Annotated in this window: 23 protein-coding genes and 1 tRNA gene; 4 read left to right on the top strand and 20 right to left on the bottom strand. The window is 66.5% G+C overall.

Annotation, left to right across the window (positions count from 1 at the left end; all coding sequences use genetic code 11):
* Positions 1 to 14 precede the first annotated feature (14 nt).
* The 14 genes from ACWV14_RS08150 to flgB form a co-directional block, all read right to left on the bottom strand.
* Positions 15 to 1,580 carry a methyl-accepting chemotaxis protein gene (locus ACWV14_RS08150; protein ID WP_454907399.1) on the bottom strand — a complete coding sequence of 522 codons (1,566 nt, stop codon included), beginning with the start codon at positions 1,578 to 1,580 and terminating at the stop codon, positions 15 to 17.
* Between the two features lie 107 nt (positions 1,581 to 1,687).
* Positions 1,688 to 3,421 carry a methyl-accepting chemotaxis protein gene (locus ACWV14_RS08145; protein WP_454907400.1) on the bottom strand — a complete coding sequence of 578 codons (1,734 nt, stop codon included), beginning with the start codon at positions 3,419 to 3,421 and terminating at the stop codon, positions 1,688 to 1,690.
* 7 nt (positions 3,422 to 3,428) lie between these two features.
* Positions 3,429 to 3,656, bottom strand: a complete 228-nt coding sequence (locus ACWV14_RS08140; protein WP_454907401.1) for a hypothetical protein — start codon at positions 3,654 to 3,656, stop codon at positions 3,429 to 3,431.
* Positions 3,657 to 3,720: 64 nt separating this feature from the next.
* Entirely contained in the window at positions 3,721 to 5,286 is a 1,566-nt protein-coding gene (locus ACWV14_RS08135; RefSeq protein WP_454907402.1) for a methyl-accepting chemotaxis protein, read from the bottom strand.
* A 57-nt stretch (positions 5,287 to 5,343) separates the two neighbouring features.
* Positions 5,344 to 5,859: a chemotaxis protein CheW gene (locus tag ACWV14_RS08130; protein ID WP_422085456.1), complete on the bottom strand. Its 516-nt coding sequence runs from the start codon at positions 5,857 to 5,859 to the stop codon at positions 5,344 to 5,346.
* An 85-nt stretch (positions 5,860 to 5,944) separates the two neighbouring features.
* Positions 5,945 to 6,961: a flagellar assembly peptidoglycan hydrolase FlgJ gene (flgJ, locus tag ACWV14_RS08125; RefSeq protein ID WP_454907403.1), complete on the bottom strand. Its 1,017-nt coding sequence runs from the start codon at positions 6,959 to 6,961 to the stop codon at positions 5,945 to 5,947.
* A gap of 10 nt (positions 6,962 to 6,971) precedes the next feature.
* A complete protein-coding gene (locus ACWV14_RS08120) occupies positions 6,972 to 8,069 on the bottom strand; it encodes a flagellar basal body P-ring protein FlgI (protein ID WP_285412772.1) in 1,098 nt (365 codons plus the stop codon).
* 119 nt (positions 8,070 to 8,188) lie between these two features.
* Positions 8,189 to 8,896, bottom strand: coding sequence for a flagellar basal body L-ring protein FlgH (locus tag ACWV14_RS08115; RefSeq protein ID WP_454907404.1), 708 nt, complete (start codon positions 8,894 to 8,896; stop codon positions 8,189 to 8,191).
* Positions 8,896 to 9,678 carry a flagellar basal-body rod protein FlgG gene (gene flgG, locus ACWV14_RS08110; RefSeq protein WP_454907405.1) on the bottom strand — a complete coding sequence of 261 codons (783 nt, stop codon included), beginning with the start codon at positions 9,676 to 9,678 and terminating at the stop codon, positions 8,896 to 8,898. The genes ACWV14_RS08115 and flgG overlap by 1 nt, the downstream gene beginning before the upstream one ends.
* Positions 9,679 to 9,745: 67 nt before the next feature.
* Positions 9,746 to 10,492, bottom strand: coding sequence for a flagellar basal body rod protein FlgF (locus ACWV14_RS08105; RefSeq protein WP_454907406.1), 747 nt, complete (start codon positions 10,490 to 10,492; stop codon positions 9,746 to 9,748).
* A 40-nt stretch (positions 10,493 to 10,532) separates the two neighbouring features.
* Positions 10,533 to 11,753: a flagellar hook protein FlgE gene (gene flgE, locus ACWV14_RS08100; protein WP_454907407.1), complete on the bottom strand. Its 1,221-nt coding sequence runs from the start codon at positions 11,751 to 11,753 to the stop codon at positions 10,533 to 10,535.
* A 59-nt stretch (positions 11,754 to 11,812) separates the two neighbouring features.
* Positions 11,813 to 12,493, bottom strand: coding sequence for a flagellar hook assembly protein FlgD (locus tag ACWV14_RS08095; protein WP_422085449.1), 681 nt, complete (start codon positions 12,491 to 12,493; stop codon positions 11,813 to 11,815).
* 22 nt (positions 12,494 to 12,515) lie between these two features.
* Positions 12,516 to 12,932: a flagellar basal body rod protein FlgC gene (gene flgC, locus ACWV14_RS08090; protein WP_455240212.1), complete on the bottom strand. Its 417-nt coding sequence runs from the start codon at positions 12,930 to 12,932 to the stop codon at positions 12,516 to 12,518.
* A 3-nt stretch (positions 12,933 to 12,935) separates the two neighbouring features.
* Entirely contained in the window at positions 12,936 to 13,343 is a 408-nt protein-coding gene (gene flgB, locus ACWV14_RS08085) for a flagellar basal body rod protein FlgB (protein ID WP_454907409.1), read from the bottom strand.
* A 219-nt stretch (positions 13,344 to 13,562) separates the two neighbouring features.
* Here flgB and flgA point away from each other — a divergent pair, with 219 nt between their 5' ends.
* The 4 genes from flgA to ACWV14_RS08065 all read left to right on the top strand — a co-directional run bounded on the left by flgA (position 13,563) and on the right by ACWV14_RS08065 (position 16,001).
* Entirely contained in the window at positions 13,563 to 14,276 is a 714-nt protein-coding gene (flgA, locus tag ACWV14_RS08080; RefSeq protein WP_454907410.1) for a flagellar basal body P-ring formation chaperone FlgA, read from the top strand.
* 90 nt (positions 14,277 to 14,366) lie between these two features.
* Positions 14,367 to 14,675: a flagellar biosynthesis anti-sigma factor FlgM gene (flgM, locus tag ACWV14_RS08075; RefSeq protein ID WP_081265906.1), complete on the top strand. Its 309-nt coding sequence runs from the start codon at positions 14,367 to 14,369 to the stop codon at positions 14,673 to 14,675.
* Positions 14,672 to 15,136: a flagella synthesis protein FlgN gene (locus tag ACWV14_RS08070; protein ID WP_081265907.1), complete on the top strand. Its 465-nt coding sequence runs from the start codon at positions 14,672 to 14,674 to the stop codon at positions 15,134 to 15,136. The genes flgM and ACWV14_RS08070 overlap by 4 nt, the downstream gene beginning before the upstream one ends.
* A gap of 46 nt (positions 15,137 to 15,182) precedes the next feature.
* Positions 15,183 to 16,001, top strand: coding sequence for a winged helix-turn-helix transcriptional regulator (locus tag ACWV14_RS08065; RefSeq protein WP_454907411.1), 819 nt, complete (start codon positions 15,183 to 15,185; stop codon positions 15,999 to 16,001).
* 193 nt (positions 16,002 to 16,194) lie between these two features.
* Here the strand turns inward: ACWV14_RS08065 and ACWV14_RS08060 are convergent, their stop codons facing one another.
* The 6 genes from ACWV14_RS08060 to ACWV14_RS08035 all read right to left on the bottom strand — a co-directional run bounded on the left by ACWV14_RS08060 (position 16,195) and on the right by ACWV14_RS08035 (position 20,609).
* The gene (locus ACWV14_RS08060; protein WP_454907412.1) at positions 16,195 to 16,440 is read right to left on the bottom strand and encodes a hypothetical protein; all 246 of its coding nucleotides are present in this window, start codon (positions 16,438 to 16,440) and stop codon (positions 16,195 to 16,197) included.
* Positions 16,441 to 16,733: 293 nt separating this feature from the next.
* A tRNA-Ser gene (locus ACWV14_RS08055) sits at positions 16,734 to 16,823 on the bottom strand.
* A gap of 59 nt (positions 16,824 to 16,882) precedes the next feature.
* Positions 16,883 to 18,214 (bottom strand): serine--tRNA ligase, encoded by a 1,332-nt coding sequence (serS, locus tag ACWV14_RS08050; RefSeq protein WP_454907413.1) that lies wholly within the window; start codon positions 18,212 to 18,214, stop codon positions 16,883 to 16,885.
* Positions 18,215 to 18,238: 24 nt separating this feature from the next.
* Positions 18,239 to 19,204, bottom strand: coding sequence for a threonine/serine dehydratase (locus ACWV14_RS08045; RefSeq protein WP_454907414.1), 966 nt, complete (start codon positions 19,202 to 19,204; stop codon positions 18,239 to 18,241).
* A complete protein-coding gene (gene ispH / locus ACWV14_RS08040; RefSeq protein ID WP_422085401.1) occupies positions 19,201 to 20,169 on the bottom strand; it encodes a 4-hydroxy-3-methylbut-2-enyl diphosphate reductase in 969 nt (322 codons plus the stop codon). Before ispH ends, ACWV14_RS08045 begins: the two co-directional genes overlap by 4 nt.
* Positions 20,166 to 20,609, bottom strand: a complete 444-nt coding sequence (locus tag ACWV14_RS08035) for an FKBP-type peptidyl-prolyl cis-trans isomerase (RefSeq protein ID WP_081265914.1) — start codon at positions 20,607 to 20,609, stop codon at positions 20,166 to 20,168. The genes ispH and ACWV14_RS08035 overlap by 4 nt, the downstream gene beginning before the upstream one ends.
* Positions 20,610 to 20,635 lie beyond the last annotated feature (26 nt).

Genomic DNA, 20,635 nt, shown 5'->3' with positions numbered 1-20,635 from the left:
TCGGGTCGTCGCTTTCAGGCCAGGGCCAGTTGATTGCGGCCGAGCTGGAACACGCCGACGACTTGCGACAGGCTGCCTGCCTGCTCCTGCAGCGATTGCGCTGCCGCAGAGGCTTCCTCGACCAGCGCGGCGTTCTGCTGCGTCACCTGGTCCATCTGCGTGATGGCCTGGTTGATCTGCTCGATGCCCGATGTCTGTTCCTGGCTGGCTGCGGTGATCTCGCCCATGATGTCCGTCACGCGCTTCACGCTGCCGACGATCTCTTCCATGGTGCGGCCAGCCTCGGCAACCTGCTTGCTGCCTTCTTCGACCTTCTCGACGGAATCGCCGATCAGCGTCTTGATTTCCTTGGCTGCTGCTGCAGAACGTTGTGCAAGGCTTCGCACTTCCGAAGCGACGACCGCGAAGCCGCGACCCTGCTCGCCTGCACGAGCCGCTTCGACCGCCGCGTTCAGTGCCAGGATGTTGGTCTGGAACGCAATGCCGTCGATCACGCCGATGATGTCGACGATCTTCTTGGAAGACGCATTGATCGAGCCCATCGTGTCGACCACCTGCGACACGACGCTGCCGCCCTTCACGGCAACTTCCGAAGCAGACACAGCCAGCTGGTTCGCCTGACGCGCGTTGTCCGCGTTCTGCTTCACGGTCGAAGTCAGCTCTTCCATGGAGGCCGCCGTCTGCTCCAGAGAGCTGGCCTGCTGCTCGGTACGCGACGACAGATCCTGGTTACCCGAAGCAATCTGGCTGGAAGCCGTGGCAATCGTGTCGGTGCCCGTGCGCACCTCGCCGACCACTTTGGCCAAACTCTCATTCATGTTCTTCAGCGCCTGCATCAGCTGGCCCGCCTCATCGCGGCTTTCCACGCGGATGTCGGCGCTCAGGTCGCCGGCCGCCACGGTCTCGGCCACTTCCAGCGCATGGCCGAGCGGGCGCACGATGCCCACGCTCAGGCGCCAGGCGAACAGCGCACCCAGCACGACGGCAATGGATGCCAGCACGATCAGCGTGGTGCGGCCCGCCACGTAGTCGGCACCGATGCGCTTGGCGGCGGCATCGATCTTTTCGCGCTGGTGCTGGGCCAGCGCTTCGACGGCGCCGCCATACACGCCAAGTGCGTCGGTGAATTTCGTGTCGACCAGCGTGTTCGCTTCGGCGAGCTGGCCGCTGTCCTTGAGCTTGTTGAGAATGCCCACCGTCTCGAGCACCACGGCGCGCGAGGCTGACACCTTGGCGTACAGCGCCTTCTCCTCCGACGTGTCCAGCATCGATTCGAGCTTCTTCTGCGCCGGACTGATGCGTGCCGATCCGGCCGCCTGGAGTTTGGAGAAATAGGCCGCAATGGCGGGATCGGTGGTCTTGACCATCGCGAAGTTGGCCACCGTGTTCGACTTGAGGTTGCTCAGCCATTCGTTGGCCAGGCGTTCTTTCACCAGCGCCTGCTCCACCATCTCGTCGGTGGCATGCCCCACATTGGTCAGCCGCAGCACGCCGGTTCCGGCAATGAAAGCCATCAGCAGCAGCATTACCGCGAAGCCGAGCCCCAGGCGCGTGCCGATTTTCAGATCCTTCAAACTCATTGCTCTCTTCTTCCTTCAATAACGGGAGACGGCGGCTGTCGCACGCAACGCGGCAACGCCGTCATCCTGTTATCGGCATCGGATCGCCAGACTTGAGTCCTTTCGTCTCAAAACTCGGTCCAATCGCCTTTGGGGTCGCCGGCCATCGCCAACTGGGGCGCCGCAGCGGCAGCCGGCGCACGGCGTGCGGGCAGCGCCTTGGGCGGCTGCGTCGCCACCGGCCGCACAGGTTTCGCGGGCCGGGGGATGGGGGTGATGCGAGTAAAGCCGGGGCGAACCGTGGCGACGGCGTTGGCATCGATCTTGAAGATGCTCACGGTCTGCACGAGGCTGCCGGCCTGCTCCTGCAGCGATTGGGCTGCCGCAGAGGCTTCTTCGACCAGCGCGGCGTTCTGCTGCGTGACCTGGTCCATCTGCGTGATGGCCTGGTTGATCTGCTCGATGCCCGAGGTCTGTTCCTGGCTGGCGGCCGTGATCTCGCCCATGATGTCCGTCACACGGCGCACGCTGCCGACGATTTCGTCCATGGTGCGGCCGGCTTCTTCCACCTGCTTGCTGCCTTCCTCGACCTTCTCCACGGAATCGCCGATGAGGGTCTTGATTTCCTTGGCTGCTGCTGCCGAGCGTTGTGCGAGGCTGCGCACTTCTGATGCCACTACCGCGAAGCCGCGGCCCTGCTCACCGGCACGAGCGGCTTCGACGGCCGCGTTCAGTGCCAGGATGTTGGTCTGGAACGCAATACCGTCGATGACGCCGATGATGTCCACGATCTTCTTGGAAGACGCATTGATCGATCCCATCGTGTCGACCACTTGAGACACGACGCTGCCGCCCTTCACTGCCACTTCGGAAGCCGACACAGCCAGCTGGTTCGCCTGGCGCGCGTTGTCCGCATTCTGCTTCACCGTCGAAGTCAACTCTTCCATCGAAGCAGCCGTCTGCTCCAGCGAGCTGGCCTGCTCTTCGGTACGCGACGACAAGTCCTGGTTGCCCGAAGCAATCTGCCCCGAAGCCGTCGCGATCGTGTCCGTCCCCATGCGCACTTCGCGCACGATGCGAACCAGGCTTTCGTTCATCGCCATCAGCGCCGCCATCAGCCGGCCGGTCTCGTCCTTCGAGTGCACCTCTATGCGCGAAGTGATGTCGCCCGCGGCCACCTTCTCTGCCACCTGCACGGCTTCGCCGATCGGACGCGTGATCGATCGCGTGGTGAACCATGCGATGGCCGCGCCGAAGAGGATCGCGAAGCCGCCCAGCGCGAACATCAGGTTGCGAGACCATGCATAGCCTTCGGCCGCCTCCCGGCTGGCCGCCTGGGACCGCCTGCTTTCTCTGGCATCCATGGCGTCGAGTTCGGTCAGCACGTTGCGCACGGCCGGCTGGAACTTCGTGATGAAGATCTGCGTCGCTTCCTCGTTCTTGTTCTGCAGCGCCAGTTCGGACAATTGGGAATTCAGCGGCACAAGCAGGGCCGCCTTCTCGTCGGCCCTGGCCAGCAGAGCCTTGCCTTCCGGGCTGACCAGCATCTTCTGCAAGGTCTCGTGGGCTTGCGCATAGCGTTCGCGGGCGCTGGCGATCTTCTTCGACTCCTCGCGCATGGCGGCGTCTTCGGTCAGCAGGATCAGGTTGCCGTCGAGGATGGCGATCTCGCGGACGGCATCCGACATCGTGTTGACCGCCGCGACCCTGACGTTGTTGCCCTCGACGATGCCTTCCAGCCGCGACTGCACATCGCCCATCGCCTGCAGGCCAAGGCCGATGGCCCCGGCCAGCATCAGCAGAACGGCGGCAAAACCCGCACCCAGACGGGTGCCGATCCGTAGATTGAGAAAGGAGCGCATGGGTGTTTCAAGAATCTCTTGCGTTGACGTTTTGAAGAACCCGGTCCAGCCTCTGCGCGGTCTTCAGTGCGTTGTGGCTGGAACGGTGGAAGGAGCGCGCGATGAACCACGCGATGACAATTCCGACAAGCAGCGATGCGGCGCCCAGCGCCAGCATCGCGTTGCGCGCCCACGCAAGGCCGGCACCGGCCTGGAAACCGACGCCGAGCGCCACCGCCAGCAGCAGGAAAACCACGGCAATGCCTGCGCCCAGGCGCAGGGCGAACTTCGGAGAAAGGCGGGCACGAGACAACACCTTGTCAAGCCGCCACGGCCACGGCCTCGTCGGCGTCGAGCTTGAAGGTGCTCACCGCCCTGACGAGGTTGTCGGCCTGCTCCTGCAGCGACTGGGCCGCGGCCGAAGCCTGCTCGACCAGCGCGGCGTTCTGCTGTGTCACCTGGTCCATCTGCGTGATGGCCTGGTTGATCTGTTCGATGCCGGAGGTCTGCTCCTGGCTGGCTGCCGTGATCTCGCCCATGATGTCCGTTACACGGCGCACACTGCCGACGATCTCTTCCATCGTGCGGCCGGCTTCGCTGACTTGCTTGCTGCCTTCCTCGACCTTCTCCACGGAATCGCCGATGAGGGTCTTGATTTCCTTGGCGGCCGATGCCGAGCGCTGTGCGAGGTTGCGCACCTCGGAAGCCACCACGGCAAAGCCCTTGCCCTGCTCGCCGGCGCGGGCTGCTTCCACCGCTGCGTTCAAGGCGAGGATGTTGGTCTGGAACGCAATGCCGTCGATCACGCCGATGATGTCCACGATCTTCCGGGACGACGCATTGATCGAGCCCATGGTGTCGACCACCTGCGACACGACATTGCCGCCCTTCACCGCCACGGCCGAAGCCGACACCGCCAGCTGGTTCGCCTGGCGTGCGTTGTCCGCGTTCTGCTTCACCGTGCTCGTGAGTTCTTCCATCGAGGCCGCCGTCTGCTCCAGCGAACTCGCCTGCTGCTCGGTGCGCGATGACAGGTCTTCGTTGCCCGCCGCGATCTGCCGGGACGCCACGGCAATCGAATCAGTGGACGCCTTGATGCGTGTCACCAGGTCGGTCAGCGTGTCTTCCATCTCGCCCATGCCGCGAAGCAACCGGCCGAAGTCGCCGCCGCGATCGGTCTCGAATTCCTGGCTCAGGTCGCCGGACGCCACGGTCTCTGCGATCAGCAGCGCTTCGCCGATCGGCTGCACGATGCCGCGCGTCAGCAGCCATGCTATGACCGAACCCAGCGCCAGCGCGAACACCGCCAGCACGACGAGGTAGACACGGCCCGATTGGTACTGGGTTTCGATGTCGTTGGCCAGGTTGTCGATCTGCTGCTGCTGGAGTGCCAGCATCGCGCGGATGCTGGTGTCGTAGATGTCGAGTGCACCCAGCAATTGGGTGTCGGTGAGCTTCGCGACCTCGTCCGCACGGCCCTCGGCCTTCAGCTTGAGCAGCTTGTTGCGCAGCTCGACATAGTCGCCGCGCTTTTTCCTGATGTCGGCGCTCAGCGCCAGTTCGGCGGGGGACGCCAACATGGCCTCGAGCTTCTTCTGTGTCTCGGAAATGCCGGCGCTGGTGCTGGCGATGCCCTTTTGCAGGTAGTCCTGCATCGCGGCGTCGTTGCTCTTGAGCAGCGAGACGGTGCGAACGCTGTTGGAGGTGGTGCCCAGCTGCCAGGCCGAGGCCAGGCGCTCCTTTACCAGCGACTGCCGGGCCATTTCCTTCGTGGCCTCGCCCACCGCCTGCAGGCGCAGCACGCCGACACCGGCGATCAGCAACACCAGCGCGAGCACTACCGCGAAGCCGGCGCCCAGGCGCTGGCTCGTATTCCAATTCTTCATGTGGCTTGTCTCCTCTCGGACCCTTTGGTGTGTTTTTATGCGGTGCCCGGAGACCGTTCAGGCCGCCATCTTCTCGATGAGGCCCATTTCCTGGCTCGACATGAGCCGGTCGATGTCCACCAGGATGAGCATCCGCTCGTCCAGCGTGCCCAGCCCGATCAGGTAGTCCGCGTCCAGCACCGAACCCATCTCCGGCGCAGGCTTGATCTGCTCCGCCGTCAGCGTGATCACGTCCGACACGCTGTCCACCACCATCCCCACCACACGCCCGCCGATGTTCAGCACGATCACCACCGTGAACTGGTCGTACGTCGGGTCGCCCAGCTTGAACTTGATGCGCATGTCGATGATCGGAACGATGATCCCGCGCAGGTTCACCACACCCTTGATGTACTCCGGCGCGTTCGCAATGCGCGTCACCGCGTCGTAGCCGCGCAGCTCCTGCACCTTCTGGATGTCGATACCGTATTCCTCTTCGCCCAGCTTGAACGTCACCACCTCCAGGCGGCCCGCTCCTGTGGAAGCGCCGGACTGCTGCTGTTGCCGTTGCTGGATGCTTGCGATCTCTGCCATGGGAATTCCTGTGTATTCCAGTGTTGGGGAAAGGCTCGCCGCGCATGCGGCCGCCGTTACCGGGCAAGGCTGCGCCGCGCGGGGCTCAGCCGAATTTCTGCATGATGCGAACCAGCTTCTCGCCGTACTTCGGATCGGTGGCGTAGCCCGCGCGCTGCAGGCCGTGCGCTGCTTCGTGCGGGTCGTCGGTGGCCAGCACGTTCGCGTAGCGCGGGTTGCGCGTGATGAAGCGCGCGTAGTCGGTGAAGGCTTCGTCGTACGAGGCGTAGGCGCGGAACTTGGCGCGCACCTTCTGCGGCTCGCCGTCGACGTATTCGGTGGTGGTGGTCTCGACCGTCGGGCCCTTCCAGCTGCGGTCGGCCTTGATGCCGAACAGGTTGAAGCTCTGCGTGCCGTCGTCGGCGCGGATCTCGCGCTTGCCCCAGCCCGACTCCAGCGCGGCCTGCGCCAGGATCAGCGGCGCGGGCACGCCGCTGGCGGTGCTGGCCACCTGCGCGGAAGCGCCCATGCGGCCCACGAATTCGTCGACCTGGCCCTGCAGCGAGGCATTCGCGACCGGTGCACGGCGCTCGCCGCTGTACTGGTACACCCCCAGGTCGGCCGCCGTGGAGACGCGTCCGGTGGGCGCGGAGCCGATGGGAATGCCCGCGCGCGGAGAAAACGGCAGGCCGCTTGCGCGCGGCTCGAGCAGCATCGGCCGGGTGCCGATCTCGGCGTCCGCCTCGGCATCGGGCGGGCCCGACGGCAAGGTGCGGCGCAGTTGCTCGAGCATGGCCTCTGCCAGCCCCACGCCGCGCCCCGACAGGTTCTGCGCGAGCTGCTGGTCGAACATCGACTGATAGACCTTCTGGCTCTGGCTGTCGAGCATGCCGCTGGAAGGCGTGGCTTCGCGCATGCTCTTGAGCACCATGTTCATGAACATGGCCTCGAACTGGCGCGAGACCTGCTGCAGCCCTTCTTCCGGCGATGCGCGCACGGTGCGGCGCAGCGCATCGACGCCCTGCACGTCCAGCGCAAAGCGTTGGTCGAGCGCGCCGGCGCGGCTGGCCGCGTCGGAGGTGTTCCATGCGCCCGCGCCGGCGCTCATGTTCGAGACGGTCATGCGTGCAGCCTCAGATGATTTCCAGCTCGGCGCTCAGCGCGCCGGCCGATTTCATGGCCTGCAGGATCGACACCAGGTCCTGCGGATTCGCACCCAGGGCATTCAGCCCCTTGACCACGTCCGACAGGGAGGCACCGCCGCGCACCATCTGCATCGCGCCGCCGCCCTGGTTCACCGAAATCTGCGAGGTCTGCGCCGCCACCGTGGTGCCGCCCGAAAGCGCACCCGGCTGGCTGATGACGGGTTCGGTGTTGATGACCACCGACAGGTTGCCGTGCGCAATGGCGCAGTCCTTCACCCGCACCGCCTGGTTCATGACCACCGAGCCGGTGCGTGCATTGACCACCACGCGCGCGCCGGCCTGCGTCGGCGTCACTTCCAGGTCTTCGAGCTTCGCGAGGAAACCGACGCGCTGCTGCGGTTCGGGCGCACGCACGCGGATCACGCGCGCGTCGATCGCCTCGGCCGAGCCCGGACCGAACTGCCGGTTGATGGCATCGACCGCGCGCTGCGTGGTGCCGAAGTCCGAGCGGTTGAGTTCGAGCGTGAACGTGCCCTCGCCCCCCACCGGCGCCTCGACCGTGCGTTCGACCAGCGCGCCGCCCGGAATGCGGCCAGAGCTCAGCTGGTTGACCTGCACCTTGCTGCCGTTGGCCGACGCGCCCGCGCCGCCGACCACCATGTTGCCCTGCGCCACAGCGTAGGTCGCGCCGTCCACGCCCTTCAGCGGCGTCATCAGCAGCGTGCCGCCGCGCAGGCTCTTCGCATTGCCCATGGACGACACCGTCACGTCGATGTTCTGGCCCGGCCGCGCGAACGAAGGCAGCGTGGCCGTCACCATGACCGCCGCCACGTTCTTCAGCTGCATGTTCACGCCTTGCGGAATCGTGATGCCCAGTTGCTGCAGCATGTTGTTCAGGCTCTGCGTGGTGAACGGCGTCTGCATCGTCTGGTCGCCCGTACCGTCCAGGCCGACCATCAGACCGTACCCGATCAACGGGTTGTCGCGCACGCCCTGGATGCTTGCCAGCTCCTTGAGCCGCTCCGCGTGCGCAGGCGCAAACCCGAAGACACCCAGCGCCACCACCACCGCCGAGGCGATGCGCAAGCGAGCCAGGAAATTCGTGGAGCACCGTGGAACCGGCTTTGCCGGGCCACTGGTGTTGCCCCCTGCAAGGGGGAAGGAGAAGCGACACGAAGTGCGCGAAGCCTGGGGGTGTTTCATAGTCAAAATGGCATCACGTTGAGGAAGATGCGCTGCATCCAACCCATGGTCTGGGCCTCGTCGATGTAGCCCTTGGCCGAGTATTCGATGCGTGCGTCGGCCACCAGCGTCGAAGGCACGGTGTTGTTGCCCGACACGGTGCGCGGGTTCACCACGCCCGAGAAGCGGATGAACTCCGTGCCCTGGTTGATGCCCATCTGCTTCTCGCCGCTCACCAGCAGGTTGCCGTTGCCCATCACGTCCACCACCGTGACCGTGATCACGCCGCTGAAGGTGTTGTTGGCGTTGGCGCCGCCCTTGGCGGTGAGCGAGTTGGTGCCGCTGAGCTTGTTGTCCTGCCCGTCGAGCAGGCCGCCGATGAGTTTCGGAATCGCCGCGAACACGCTGGTGGTGCTGCCCGCGCGGCTGGCGTTCGCGCCCGAGTTCTTGGTGGCATTGACCTTCTCGTTGATCACGATGGTCAGGATGTCGCCGATGTTGCGCGGGCGCCGGTCCTCGAACAGCGCGTTCGCGCCAGGACCGTCCTGGAAGATCGCACCGGGCGAGCGCCGCGGCTGCAACTGCGCATAGCTCTCGGCGCGCGCCGTCATCGGCTGGTGCACCAGCGGCTCGCGCGGCACCTGCGCGCAGCCCGCGGCCAGCGCGGCGACGAGCATCGCCAGCAGCACCCTGGCGGCGCCGCCCCGACGAAGAAGACGCGCACCCTGCATCACAGCTGTGCCAGGCGCTGCAGCATCTGGTCCGAAGTCTGGACCGCCTTGCTGTTGATTTCGTACGAACGCTGGGTGGCGATCATGTTGACCAGCTCTTCCACCACGTTCACGTTCGAAGCCTCGACGTAACCCTGGCTCAGCGTGCCCGCGCCGTCGACGCCGGGGTTCACCTGGTTGGGCGCGCCCGAGGCGTCGGTTTCGGCATACAGGTTCTCGCCGCGGCTTTCCAGGCCCGTCGGATTGACGAAGGTCGCGAGCTGCAGCTGGCCGATCTGCACGGTGTTCGTGCTGCCGGCCTGCACCACCGACACGATGCCGTCGCGGCCCACCGTGATGCTGGTGGCGTTGGCCGGGATGGTGATGGCGGGCTGCACCGGGAAGCCGCTGGCGGTCACGAGCTGGCCGTCGCGGTCTTTCTGGAACGAGCCGTCGCGCGTGTACGAGGTAGTGCCGTCGGGCATCAGCACCTGGAAGAAACCGCTGCCGCTGATGGCCACGTCGGTCGGCTTGTCGGTCTTGGTGAGGTTGCCTTGCGAGTGGATGCGCTCGGTGGCGACCACGTGCACGCCGGTGCCGACCTGCAGGCCCGAAGGCAGGCGGGTCTGGTCGGACGACTGGGCGCCGCTCTGGCGCAGGTTCTGGTAGACCAGGTCTTCGAACACGGCGCGGCTGCGCTTGAAGCCGGTGGTGCCGACGTTGGCCAGGTTGTTCGACACGACGTCGAGCTGCGTCTGCTGCGCATCGAGGCCGGTCTTGGCGATGTAGAGGGAGCGAATCATTTCTTGAAAATCCTGCGTGTGTTGCGTGCGTGGCGCGTGATGGCCGGAAAGCGTTGCCTGCTGCCGATCAGCCGTAGGCCAGCAGCTTGTTGGCCGCCTGCGCGTTGATGTCTGCGGTCTGCAGCGACTTCATCTGCATCTCGAAGCTGCGCGCGTTGGCGAGCATGGCGACCATGGCTTCGACCGGGTTCACGTTGCTGCCCTCGACCACGCCGGTGACGACCGTGACGGCCTCGTCGGCCTGGGCCGGCGGCAGGCCTTCGCGCATGCGGAAGAGCCCGTCGTCGCCGCGCACGAGGTCGGTGGTGGGCGGGTTGACCAGCTTCAGGCGGCCCACTTCGGCAATGCCGGTGAGCGTGCCCGAGGCCGGGTCGCGCGCGCCGACCAGGCCGTTGGGGGCGATGGCCACGGCCGAGCCGGGCGGCACGGTCATGGCGCCGTTGTCGCCCATCACGGCGCGTCCGCCCATGGTGGTGATCTGGCCGTCGGCGCCGATCTGCAGGTTGCCGACGCGGGTGTACGCCTCGCCGCCGTCAGGCGTCTGCACCACCAGCCAGCCCTGGCCGCTGACGGCCACGTCGAGCGGGCGGCCGGTTTCGGTGAGCGGGCCGTGCGTGAAGTCCGCACCGGGCGTGGTCGCGGCCACGAAGGCTCGCGTGGGCGCCTCCTGGCCGACCACGGGCACCGCGCGGAAGTTGGCGATCTGCGCGCGGAAGCCGGGCGTAGAGACGTTCGCCATGTTGTTGGCCACGGTGGCCTGCTGATCCATGGCCTGCTTGGCGCCGCTCATCGCGACATACAACATTCGATCCACTGGGTGCTCCTGGTGTCGGTCGTTCGGTGGTGATGCCGCCTCAGCGGATGTTCATCAGCGTCTGCATGACCTGGTCCTGCGTCTTCACGGTCTGCGCGTTGGCCTGGTAGTTGCGCTGCGCGACGATGAGGTTGACGAGTTCGGAGGTCAGGTCGACGTTGGACGACTCCAGCGCGCCCGATTGCAGCGAGCCGAGCTTGGTGCCTTCGCCCGGGGTGCCGGTGAGCGCGTTGCCCGAAGCCAGCGTCTCGGCCCACACGTTGTTGCCCTTGGGCTCCAGGCCGTTCGGGTTGGCGAAGGACGACAGCACGACCTGGCCCAGCAGCTTGGTCTGCTCGTTGGAGAACTTGCCGGTGATGGTGCCGTCGGGGTTAATCGAGAACGAGGTCAGCTCGCCCGAGCGGTAGCCGTCCTGGCTCAGCTTGCTCATGCCGTTGGCGGCGCCGAACTGGCTGGTGCCCGAGAGGTCGATCGACGCGGTCAGCGGGGCCGCGCCGTTGGTGAAGGTGATGGCGCCGGTGCTCAGCTTGCCGCCGGCGGGCGCGGTCATCACGCCGTTGGTGTCGAAGGTGAGCGTGGTCAGCGCGGCGCCGGCGTTCAGCGGCGCGCCGTCGGCGGTGCCGTACACGTTCCAGGTGTTGGCCGGCGTGGCGCTCTTCACGAAGTACACGGACAGGTCATGCGGGTTGCCGAGCGAGTCGTACACCGGACCGACGGCGTTCGAGTAGTTGAAGGTGGCGGAGTCCGCGGGGTTGAACGGCGTCTTGGTCGGCGTCACGAGACGCGCGTCGAGGTTGAACTCGGCGTTGACGTTGCCGGTCGCCTTGGGCGTCATGGACGCGGTCGGGATCTGGATGGCCGACGGCGTGCCGCCGTTGATGCCGCCGCTGGCGTTCACGCCGTAGCCGGTCAGGCGCAGGCCGGAGGCGTTGACGATGTAGCCGTCCTTGTCGCGCGTGAACTGGCCGTTGCGCGAATACATGACTTCGCCGGTGGCGCTGCTCAGGCGGAAGAAACCGTCGCCGTTCAGGATGGCCACGTCCAGCGGGCGGCTGCTCGACTGCGTCACGCCCTGCGTGAAGTTCTGCACCACGCCAGACACCGAGGCGCCGAGGCCGACGCGCGAGCCGGCATACACGTCCTGGAAGGTGGCGGCGGCGGACTTGTAGCCCACGGTGCCCGAGTTGGCGATGTTGTTGCCGATGACGTCGAGATTGGCCGCGGCCACGCCGAGTCCGCTGATGCCCTGGGAAAAGCTCATGATGGTTCCTTACTTCAATGCGTTCAGTGCTGCGATGGAAAAGAGAGGAGGCGCACGCCTCAGAGGAACAGGCGCACGTCGGACAGGCCGATGCTGGCGCCCGAGCCCAGTTCGAGCGTGACGCCGCTGGCCCCCTGCTTGACGGCCGCCACCTGCGAGAAGGTCAGCGCGGTGGCGGTCACGGCCGCGGTGCCGTTCTTGGCATCGACAGTGAAGCGGTAGGCGCCCGCGGCCACCGCGTTGCCGGCCTCGTCCTTGCCGTCCCAGGTAACGGCGTTGACGCCTTCCTTCATGGGGCCGGCGTCGATGGTGCGAACCACATTGCCCTTGTCGTCGAGGATCTTGATCGTGACGTCCGCAGCGGTGCCCGGCAGTTGCACGCCGAAGGCCTGCGCGGCGGGGTCCTTGCCGTCTTCGGGCTTCTTGGTGGTGAGCACGTCGCCCGGCGACAGCACGTTGTAGCCAATGAGCGAGGTCGCCTGCAGCAGCTGGTTGGCGCCGGTCTGGTTCACCAGGCCCGAGAGCGTGGTGTTGAGCTTCTCGATGCCGGTCACGGTGCTCATCTGCGCGAGCTGCGAGGTGAGCTCGGCGTTCTGCATAGGGTTGAGCGGGTCCTGGTTGTTGAGCTGCGTGACCAGCAGCTTGAGGAAGCGCTGCTCGTTGTCCTGGCTGGAGACGGTGTTGCCGGTCGCGCTCGATGCGTTCTGACCGGAGATGGAAGAGGTGTCGGAGATGGCCATGGAGTGGTGGGTATGAGGGGGTTTACTGGCCGATGGTCAGCGTCTTGACCATCAGCGTCTTGGCCGTGTTGAGCACTTCGACATTGGCCTGGTAGCTGCGCGAGGCCGAGATCATGTTGGTCATCTCTTCGACCACGTTGACGTTGGGCATCGCGACGTAGCCTTCGCCGTTGGCATGCGGGCTCTTGGGGTCGAACACCATCTTCGGCGGCGAAGGGTCTTCGATGACGCCCGAGACCTTCACGCCGCCGATGTCCTGGTGGCCCGAAGGCGCAACCTCGAACACCACCTGCTTGGCGCGGTAGGGCATGCCGTCGGGGCCGGCCACGCTCTCGGCGTTGGCCAGGTTGCTCGCGGTCACGTTCATGCGCTGCGATTGCGCGGTCATGGCCGAGCCCGCCACGTTGAAGATGTTCATGGAAGTGCTGGGAAAGGGCATGGCTTACTGCTGTGCCGCCGAGAGCAGCGACTTGATCTTGGCGTTGATGACGGTGAGGTTGGACTCGTAGCGCAGCGCGTTGTCGGCAAAGGCGATGCGCTCCACGTCCATCTCGACGGTGTTGCCGTCCAGGCTCGACTGGTTGGGCGTGCGGTAGAGCAGGTCCTTGTCGGGCATGGCCTGTGCCTGGCCCGCGAGATGGCGCGCCGAGGTGGTGGCCAGCGACATCGACTGCGATGCGCGGCCGCGCTCGACGGCTTCGCTCAGGCGGCTGCTGAAGTCGAAGTCGCGCGCCTTGTAGTTGGGCGTGTCGGCGTGCGCGATATTGGCCGCGAGCACCTCCTGGCGCTCGGCCCGGAGGTTGAGGGCCTCGCGGTTGAAGCGAAGCGCCGCATCCAGCTTGTCGATCATCTTTTTTCCATCCGTTGTGGCGTCGCCAATGCACGAGGCGCAGCGACAGATGGAAAGCGAGTCTATGCATGCATTGCGTTTGCAATCGTCCGAACAAAGGGGGTTTTCGCCTGCTGCTCGCACCTTCGATCCGGCACCGGATTTCTAGAATTGCCCGGCGCCGGCGTGTCTGCGTCGACTCCCGTGCCACCTGTTTTTTGCCCTTTCCTCACGCTGCCGATGAACCTCCTACAGCTCCGGACCCGCCTGCTGCGCACCGTGTTGCCGACACTGCTGGCGATGGCCGCGTGCATGGCTCCCGCGTGGGCCTCGGCACCCGCGGCCGATGCCGCCGGCACGGCCATCCAGAAATACCTGCAGGTGCAGACCGCCGGCCTGCCGGGCAAGGTCACGATCAGCCTGGAAGGCCGCGGCACCGAGGCGCTGCCGCCCTGCGAGGCGCCCGAGGCCTTCCTGCCGCCGGGCGCCACGCCCTGGGGCCGGGTATCGGTCGGCGTGCGCTGCCAGACGGAGCGGCCGTGGACGCGCTTCGTGCAGGCGCACGTGTCGGTGGAAGGCAGCTATTTCGTGGCCGCGCGCGCCATCGAGACCGGCCGGCCGCTGGGCGCGGGCGACGTCACCGAGCGCACCGGCGACCTCACGCGGCTGCCGCGCTCCGTCATCACCAGCGCGGCCGAACTGGTCGGGGTGGTGGCGGCCAACCGCATCGGCCCGGGCGCGCCGCTGCGCAAGGAATCGGTGCGCGGGGTGACGGTCATCCAGCAGGGCCAGGCGGTGAAGCTGGTGGCCCAGGGCGAAGGATTCGTGGTCAGCACAGAGGGCAAGGCCCTGAGCGGGGCGAGGGTCGGCGCGGTGGTGCAGGCCAAGACCCGGGAGGGCCGGCTGGTCAGCGGCGTGGCGGACGAGGAGGGGCAGATCCAGCTCGCGCAGTAGCCCCTGGAGCCCGTTTCAACCTTCGTGCACGCAATTCCTAAAGTTCTTGCCCGGGCTGCCGATATACCGGTCAGCCCCTGAGGAATCACCTTGAAAATCGATCAACCCGCCCCTTCGGCCACGCCCCTCCATCGATCGCCCGCCACGGGCGCGGCCCCGATGACCGGCGCCGACGCGCCCGAGCGCACCAAGGAAGCCAAGGAAGCTGCGCGGCAGGCCTCCGCGCACGTCCATGCGCTGCCCGCAGCCACGGATGGCAGCGATTTCGACGCGGCCCGCGTGGCGGCGATCCGCGAGGACATCCGCGCAGGCCGCTACCAGGTGCGCCCGGAACGCATTGCCGACGGCCTGCTGGCCAGCGTGCGCGACCTGCTCGACGGCAAGAAGGACGGCCAATGAACGACGCCCAGGCTCTGCTGGCCCGGCTGCGCACGGAAGCAGCCTGCATCGGGGAATTCCTGGCCGTGCTGGACCGGGAGGCCAAGGCCATGTCGGCCGGCGTTTTTACCGACCTCGCGGCCATTGCCAGCGAGAAGACACGCCTGCTCGACCGCATGGCCGAACTCGACCGCGAGCGCGAAGCCATGCAGGCGGCCATGGGCTACGAGCCGGGCCGCGCGGGCGCGGATGCCGCAGCGGCGGGCGGCGGCCCCGAGCTGCAGCAGGCCTGGGCCGAACTGCTGGTGCTGGCGGTGCAGGCGCGCAGCCACAACCTGCGCAACGGCTCGATGGTGTACGCGCACCTCGATTTCACTCAGCAAGCGCTGCATTTCCTGCAGGCCAGCGCACAACTCTTCTACGGCCCGGACGGCATCCGCAAGACGCAATCCGGCGGCGGAAGCCGACTGGCAGTGGGCTGAGCGGCACCGCTGCCTGCTCTCCACGAACCGCATTCGAACTATGGACATGAACAACGCTCAAGGCTCGCGCCATGTGGCCATGGTGGGCTGCGACAAAGCCCAGGCGAAGGCCTGGGGCCAGCGCCTGCAGCAGATAGGCTGCACGCCTGCGCCATTCGACTCCAGCGCGGATTTCCTGAGCGCCGTGACCCACGGCGCGCCATTCGACCTGCTGCTGGTCGTGCTCAAGGACGAAGGCGCCTGGCCGGTGCTCACCGCCATGTGCAAGGCGCTGCGCATCCCCATCTTCCTGGTGGTCAATGCGCTGCAACGCGACCTGCTGAACGAGGTGCTGGCGGTGACCGGCAGCGATTCCCCCGGCGCTGGCATCGACTTCGCGGTGCTGCCGGTCGACGATTTCGAGGTGGAACTGCGCGTGCGCGAGGCCCTGCGCCGCAACGAGACCCTGCTTCACCCGCATTCGGTGAGCGCGCTGTTCGGCAACTATCACTTCCTCGGCAGCCGCAAGGTCGTGGTGCACCGGGGCAGCGAGATCCGGCTGAAGCCGCGCGAGTTCGAACTGGCGCTGCTGCTGTTCCGCAACGCGGGGCGCCTGCTGGAGCGTGAATGGCTGCTGGCCTCTTTGTGGGTCGATTCACGGATCGAACGCAAGAGCCGCGTGCTCGACTGCTGCGTGGCGAACATCCGCCGCAAGCTGTCGCTGCACAAGGAAAGCGAGTTCGTTCTGCACTCGGTCTATGGACGGGGGTATGAGCTGCGGCACGTGCCGGGATCGGCAGGGTCGCCGGCCATGGCCGACAGCGGCTTTCCGGACACCTCCAACGAGCCCACCTGGCTCGAGGAAGCAGAGCGGGCCCGGGCGTAAGCGCGGGGCCTGAACCAACCCGCCGGCACCCTGGAAAGGCGTCCTGGGGTTTTCCCCGCCGATTGGGGACAACTTTGGGGAAAACCGGGGGGATTGCGCGCGGAATCGTTGCCTGGCGTGGCCTGCAACACGGTGCCTGCGAAATGAGCAGCGTGGAAAACTCTGCCGTTCAGGCCCGGAAACGGCGCTTTTCCTACACCTGATCACCGCCGTCTTGCGAGCGGATCATCCACTCGTCGACAAAATATTTCGCCCGGAAGCGGACACGTTCGAGCGCAGCTTCGCGCGACGGCTGCTGAGCCAGCACGAACACACAGCGCTGCTCCCTGCCCTGGCGCAGTTCGGCCTTGCCGGTGTAGGTACCTTCCGGCGCCTGCGTGAGGTCTACCCAGCAAGTCCAGCCTTCGGGCAGATCGAAGTCGGGGAGTTCTTGGGTCATGGCAATTCGAAGAATAGTTCTCCGGGGGCAGGCGCTCAATGCCGGGCCATGTGCCGCGAGGGCTTTTTGACAGCCGGCCCAAGGAGCGCGCATGCGCCCCCGGCCGGACAAAAGAACTGACGACCTCCAGCCTCGAGGAACCACCGTGAGGGCGGGTGCCGAAGCGACCTCTACCAACGCCAAAAGACCGTCTTCTGCAGTATCGCGGGGGAAACTTAAGCCCACCTGAATCTGGGGACGGCTTTTCCTTGGAAGGAAACAGGCAAAAAAATAGCCCCTTGCGGGGCCATTCTTGGAGGAGAGGGAGGGATTCGAACCCTCGGTACTATCGCTAGTACGCCTGATTTCGAGTCAGGTACATTCGACCACTCTGCCACCTCTCCGGTGCTGTCGAGCCTCTGATTATAGCGGAGAAATTTCCGCTATTTGAAGCCCCAGCGCTTCAGGCACGCAAAACTTCGACGCCGCCGATGTACGGCCGCAACGCGGCCGGCACGTTGATCGAGCCGTCTTCGTTCTGGTGGTTCTCCAGCACGGCCACCAGCGCGCGGCCCACGGCCAGGCCGGAACCGTTGAGCGTGTGCACGAGTTCGTTCTTGCCCTGCGCATTCTTGAAACGAGCCTGCAGGCGACGCGCCTGGAAAGCTTCGCAGTTGGAGACCGAGCTGATCTCGCGGTAGGTGTCCTGCGCCGGCAGCCACACTTCCAGGTCGTAGGTCTTGGCGGCGGTGAAACCCATGTCGCCGGAGCACAGCAGCACCACGCGGTACGGCAGCTCCAGCGCCTGCAGCACGGCCTCGGCGTGGCCGGTCATCTGCTCGAGCGCTTCGTAGCTCTTTTCGGGGTGCACGATCTGCACCATCTCGACCTTGTCGAACTGGTGCTGGCGGATCATGCCGCGCGTGTCGCGGCCAGCGCTGCCGGCTTCGGAGCGGAAGCACGGCGTGTGGGCCGTGACCTTGATCGGCAGTTGCGACTCGGCCACCACTTCGTCGCGCACGAAGTTGGTCAACGGCACTTCACTCGTCGGAATGAGGTACAGCGCCGAATGGTCGGGCGCCGGCTCGCCGTCCTGGCCGCCCTTCTTCGCGGCGAACAGGTCGACCTCGAACTTGGGCAGTTGGCCGGTGCCGCTGAGCGTGGCGGCATTGACGATGTAGGGCACGTAGCACTCGGTGTAGCCGTGCTTCTCGGTCTGCAGGTCGAGCATGAACTGCGCGAGCGCGCGGTGCAGGCGGGCGATCGGGCCCTTCATCACGGTGAAACGCGAGCCCGCGAGCTTGGCGCCCATCTCGAAATCGAGACCCAGCGGCGCGCCCAGGTCGACGTGGTCCTTGGCGGCAAAGCCCAGCGGCTTGGCGTTGGAGCCAGCGCCGCCCTGCGGGGCCCAGCGACGCATTTCGACGTTGCCGGTCTCGTCTTCGCCCAGCGGCACGCTGGCGTGCGGCAGGTTGGGCACGGCGAGCAGCAGGGCCTGCAGCTCGGGCTGGATTTCTTCGAGGCGTTTGGACTGCGATTCCTGCTCGGCCTTGAGCGCGTTGACTTCGGCCATCAGCGCATCGACTGACTCGCCCTTGGCCTTGAGCGGGCCGATCTGCTTGTTCAGCGTATTGCGGCGCGCCTGGATTTCCTCGGTGCGGGTTTGCAGCGTCTTGCGCTCGGCCTCGAGCGCGGTGAACGCCGACACGTCGAGGTAAGGCTGGTTTTTCTTGCGTTTTTCAAGGCCGGCCACGGCGGAGGCCAGGTCTTTGCGGAGCAGGGTGATGTCGAGCATCGGTCGATTTTAGAGGGCGGCTTGTCAGGCGACGGTAGCGGGGTCGACGTTGGCGCCGCAGACGATCAGGCAAACCTTCTCGCCTTCGCGCGGCACATAGGCGCCCGTTTGCAGCGCAGCCAGCGGCAGCGCTGCGGCCGGCTCCACCGCGAGCTTGAGCTCCTTCCACAGCCACTGCTGTGCGGCACGGATGGATTCGTCGGACAGCAGCAGCGCCTGCGCGACCTGCTGCTGCGTGATTTCCCATGCGATGGCGCCGATGCGGCGCGCGCCGAGCGAGTCGGCCGCGATGCCGCCCACTTCGACGTCGACCGGCTCCCCGGCTTCGCGGGCGCGGAACAGGGTCGGCGCCTTCTCGGGCTCCAGTGCCACCACGCGGGCGCGCTTCTCGAACCAGCCGGCGAGGCCGCCGATCAGGCCGCCGCCGCCAACGCTCACGAGCACCGAGTCGGGCAGGCCGCCCTGCGCTTCGATTTCACGGCCCAGCGTGCCGGCGCCGGCCACCACTTCGGGCTGGTCGTAGGCGTGCGTGAGCAAGGCGCCGGACTCCTTCTGGCGCGTGAGGCAGGCCGCCAGCGCGTCGGGATAGAGCTGGCCGACGACGACGACTTCGGCGCCCAGCGCGCGCAGGCGCGCACGCTTGGCTTCGGGCGACACACCCGGCAGGAAAACCTGGCAGGGCACGCCCAGCGCCTGTGCGGCGGCTGCGGTGGCAATGCCGGCATTGCCGCCCGAGGCCACGACCACGCCGCTCGCGGGAATGTCGTTGGCCAGCAGCCGGTTCATCATGCCGCGCGCCTTGAAGCTGCCGCTGACCTGCATGTGCTCGAGCTTGAGCCAGACCTCGGCGCCCGGCACCGTGACGCCGAAGGCGGCTGCCGGCAGCTTCCACAGCGGCGTCTGGCGCAGGAAATGACCGGCGCGCGCGTCCAGCCTGGCGGCGGCGCTCTCGATTTCGGAGCGCCAGAGATTCGTGTTCTTGTCGTTCAAGAGATGTGTCCGGGAGGGGGAATGTCGTCGAGCTTGAGGCCCTTGGGGAGCGGAAACTTGATGGTTTCCTCGATGCCGTCCATCTTGCGGACGGACACCGCGCCGAAAGCGCGCACGCGGTCGATCACCTCGCGCACCAGCACCTCGGGGGCCGAGGCGCCGGCGGTGAGGCCGATGCGCGTCTTGCCCTCGAACCACTCGGGCTTGAGCTCTTCGGCGGAGTCGACCATGTAGCTCTCGGTGCCCAAGCGCTGAGCCAGTTCGCGCAGCCGGTTGCTGTTGGAGCTGGTGGGGCTGCCGACCACGATCACCAGGTCGACCTGCGGGCTCATGATTTTCACCGCGTCCTGGCGGTTCTGGGTGGCGTAGCAGATGTCCTGCTGCTTGGGCTCGCGCACGGCCGGAAAGCGCGCGCGCACCGCGGCGGCGATCTCGGCGGCGTCGTCCACGCTCAGCGTGGTCTGGGTGACGACCGCGAGCTTGTCGGTCTGGCCCGGCGAGACCTTCGCCACGTCTGCCACGTCTTCCACCAGGTGGATGCCGCTGGACAGCTGGCCCATCGTGCCCTCGACCTCGGGGTGCCCCTTGTGGCCGATCATGATGAATTCGTAGCCCTCTTTCGCGAGCTTGGCCACCTCGACGTGCACCTTGGTCACGAGCGGGCAGGTGGCGTCGAAGATCTCGAAGCCGCGGTCGCGCGCCTCCTGCTCCACGGCCTTGCTCACGCCGTGCGCGCTGAAGACCAGCGTGGCGCCGGGCGGTACGTCGGACAGCTCCTCGATGAAGATCGCGCCCTTGGCCTTGAGCTCGTTCACCACGTAGGTGTTGTGCACGATCTCGTGGCGCACGTAGATCGGCGCGCCGAACTTGGCGATGGCGCGCTCGACGATCTCGATGGCGCGGTCCACGCCCGCGCAGAAGCCGCGCGGCTCGGCCAGGATGACTTCGGAGATGCCGGTGTTCATAGCACCCCGATGAGCTTCACTTCGAAGGTCACGGGCTGGCCGGCCAGCGGGTGGTTGAAGTCGAAGCGCACGCCGGTCTCGTTCGATTCGATCACCGCGCCGGCATAGCTGCCGGTGCCGTCGGGCGTGGGGAACTGCACCACGTCGCCCACGGCGTACTGCTCGTCGGGGTCGCCCATCTGGGCGAGCAGCTTGCGGGCCACCCACTGCTGCATGTCGGGGTTGCGTTCGCCGAAGGCCTCGCCGGCGGGCAGCTCGAAGGTGGCGTGGGTGCCCTCTTCCAGGCCCATCAGGCGCTGCTCCATGGCGGGCGAAAGCTCGCCGGTGCCCAGCGACAGGGTCGCCGGCTTGTCGGCGAAAGTGTTGATGATGTCGCCTGCCGGACCGGCCAGCCGGTAGTGCAAGGTCAGGAAGGAGCCGAAAGTCACGACTTGGGACATGGGAGCAGCGGAGGTGGGCAAAGACA

The sequence above is a fragment of the Variovorax durovernensis genome, from assembly GCF_977011995.1.
Note: the sequence above shows the minus strand (reverse complement) of the source record. Positions and strands in the feature narration are given on the sequence as shown.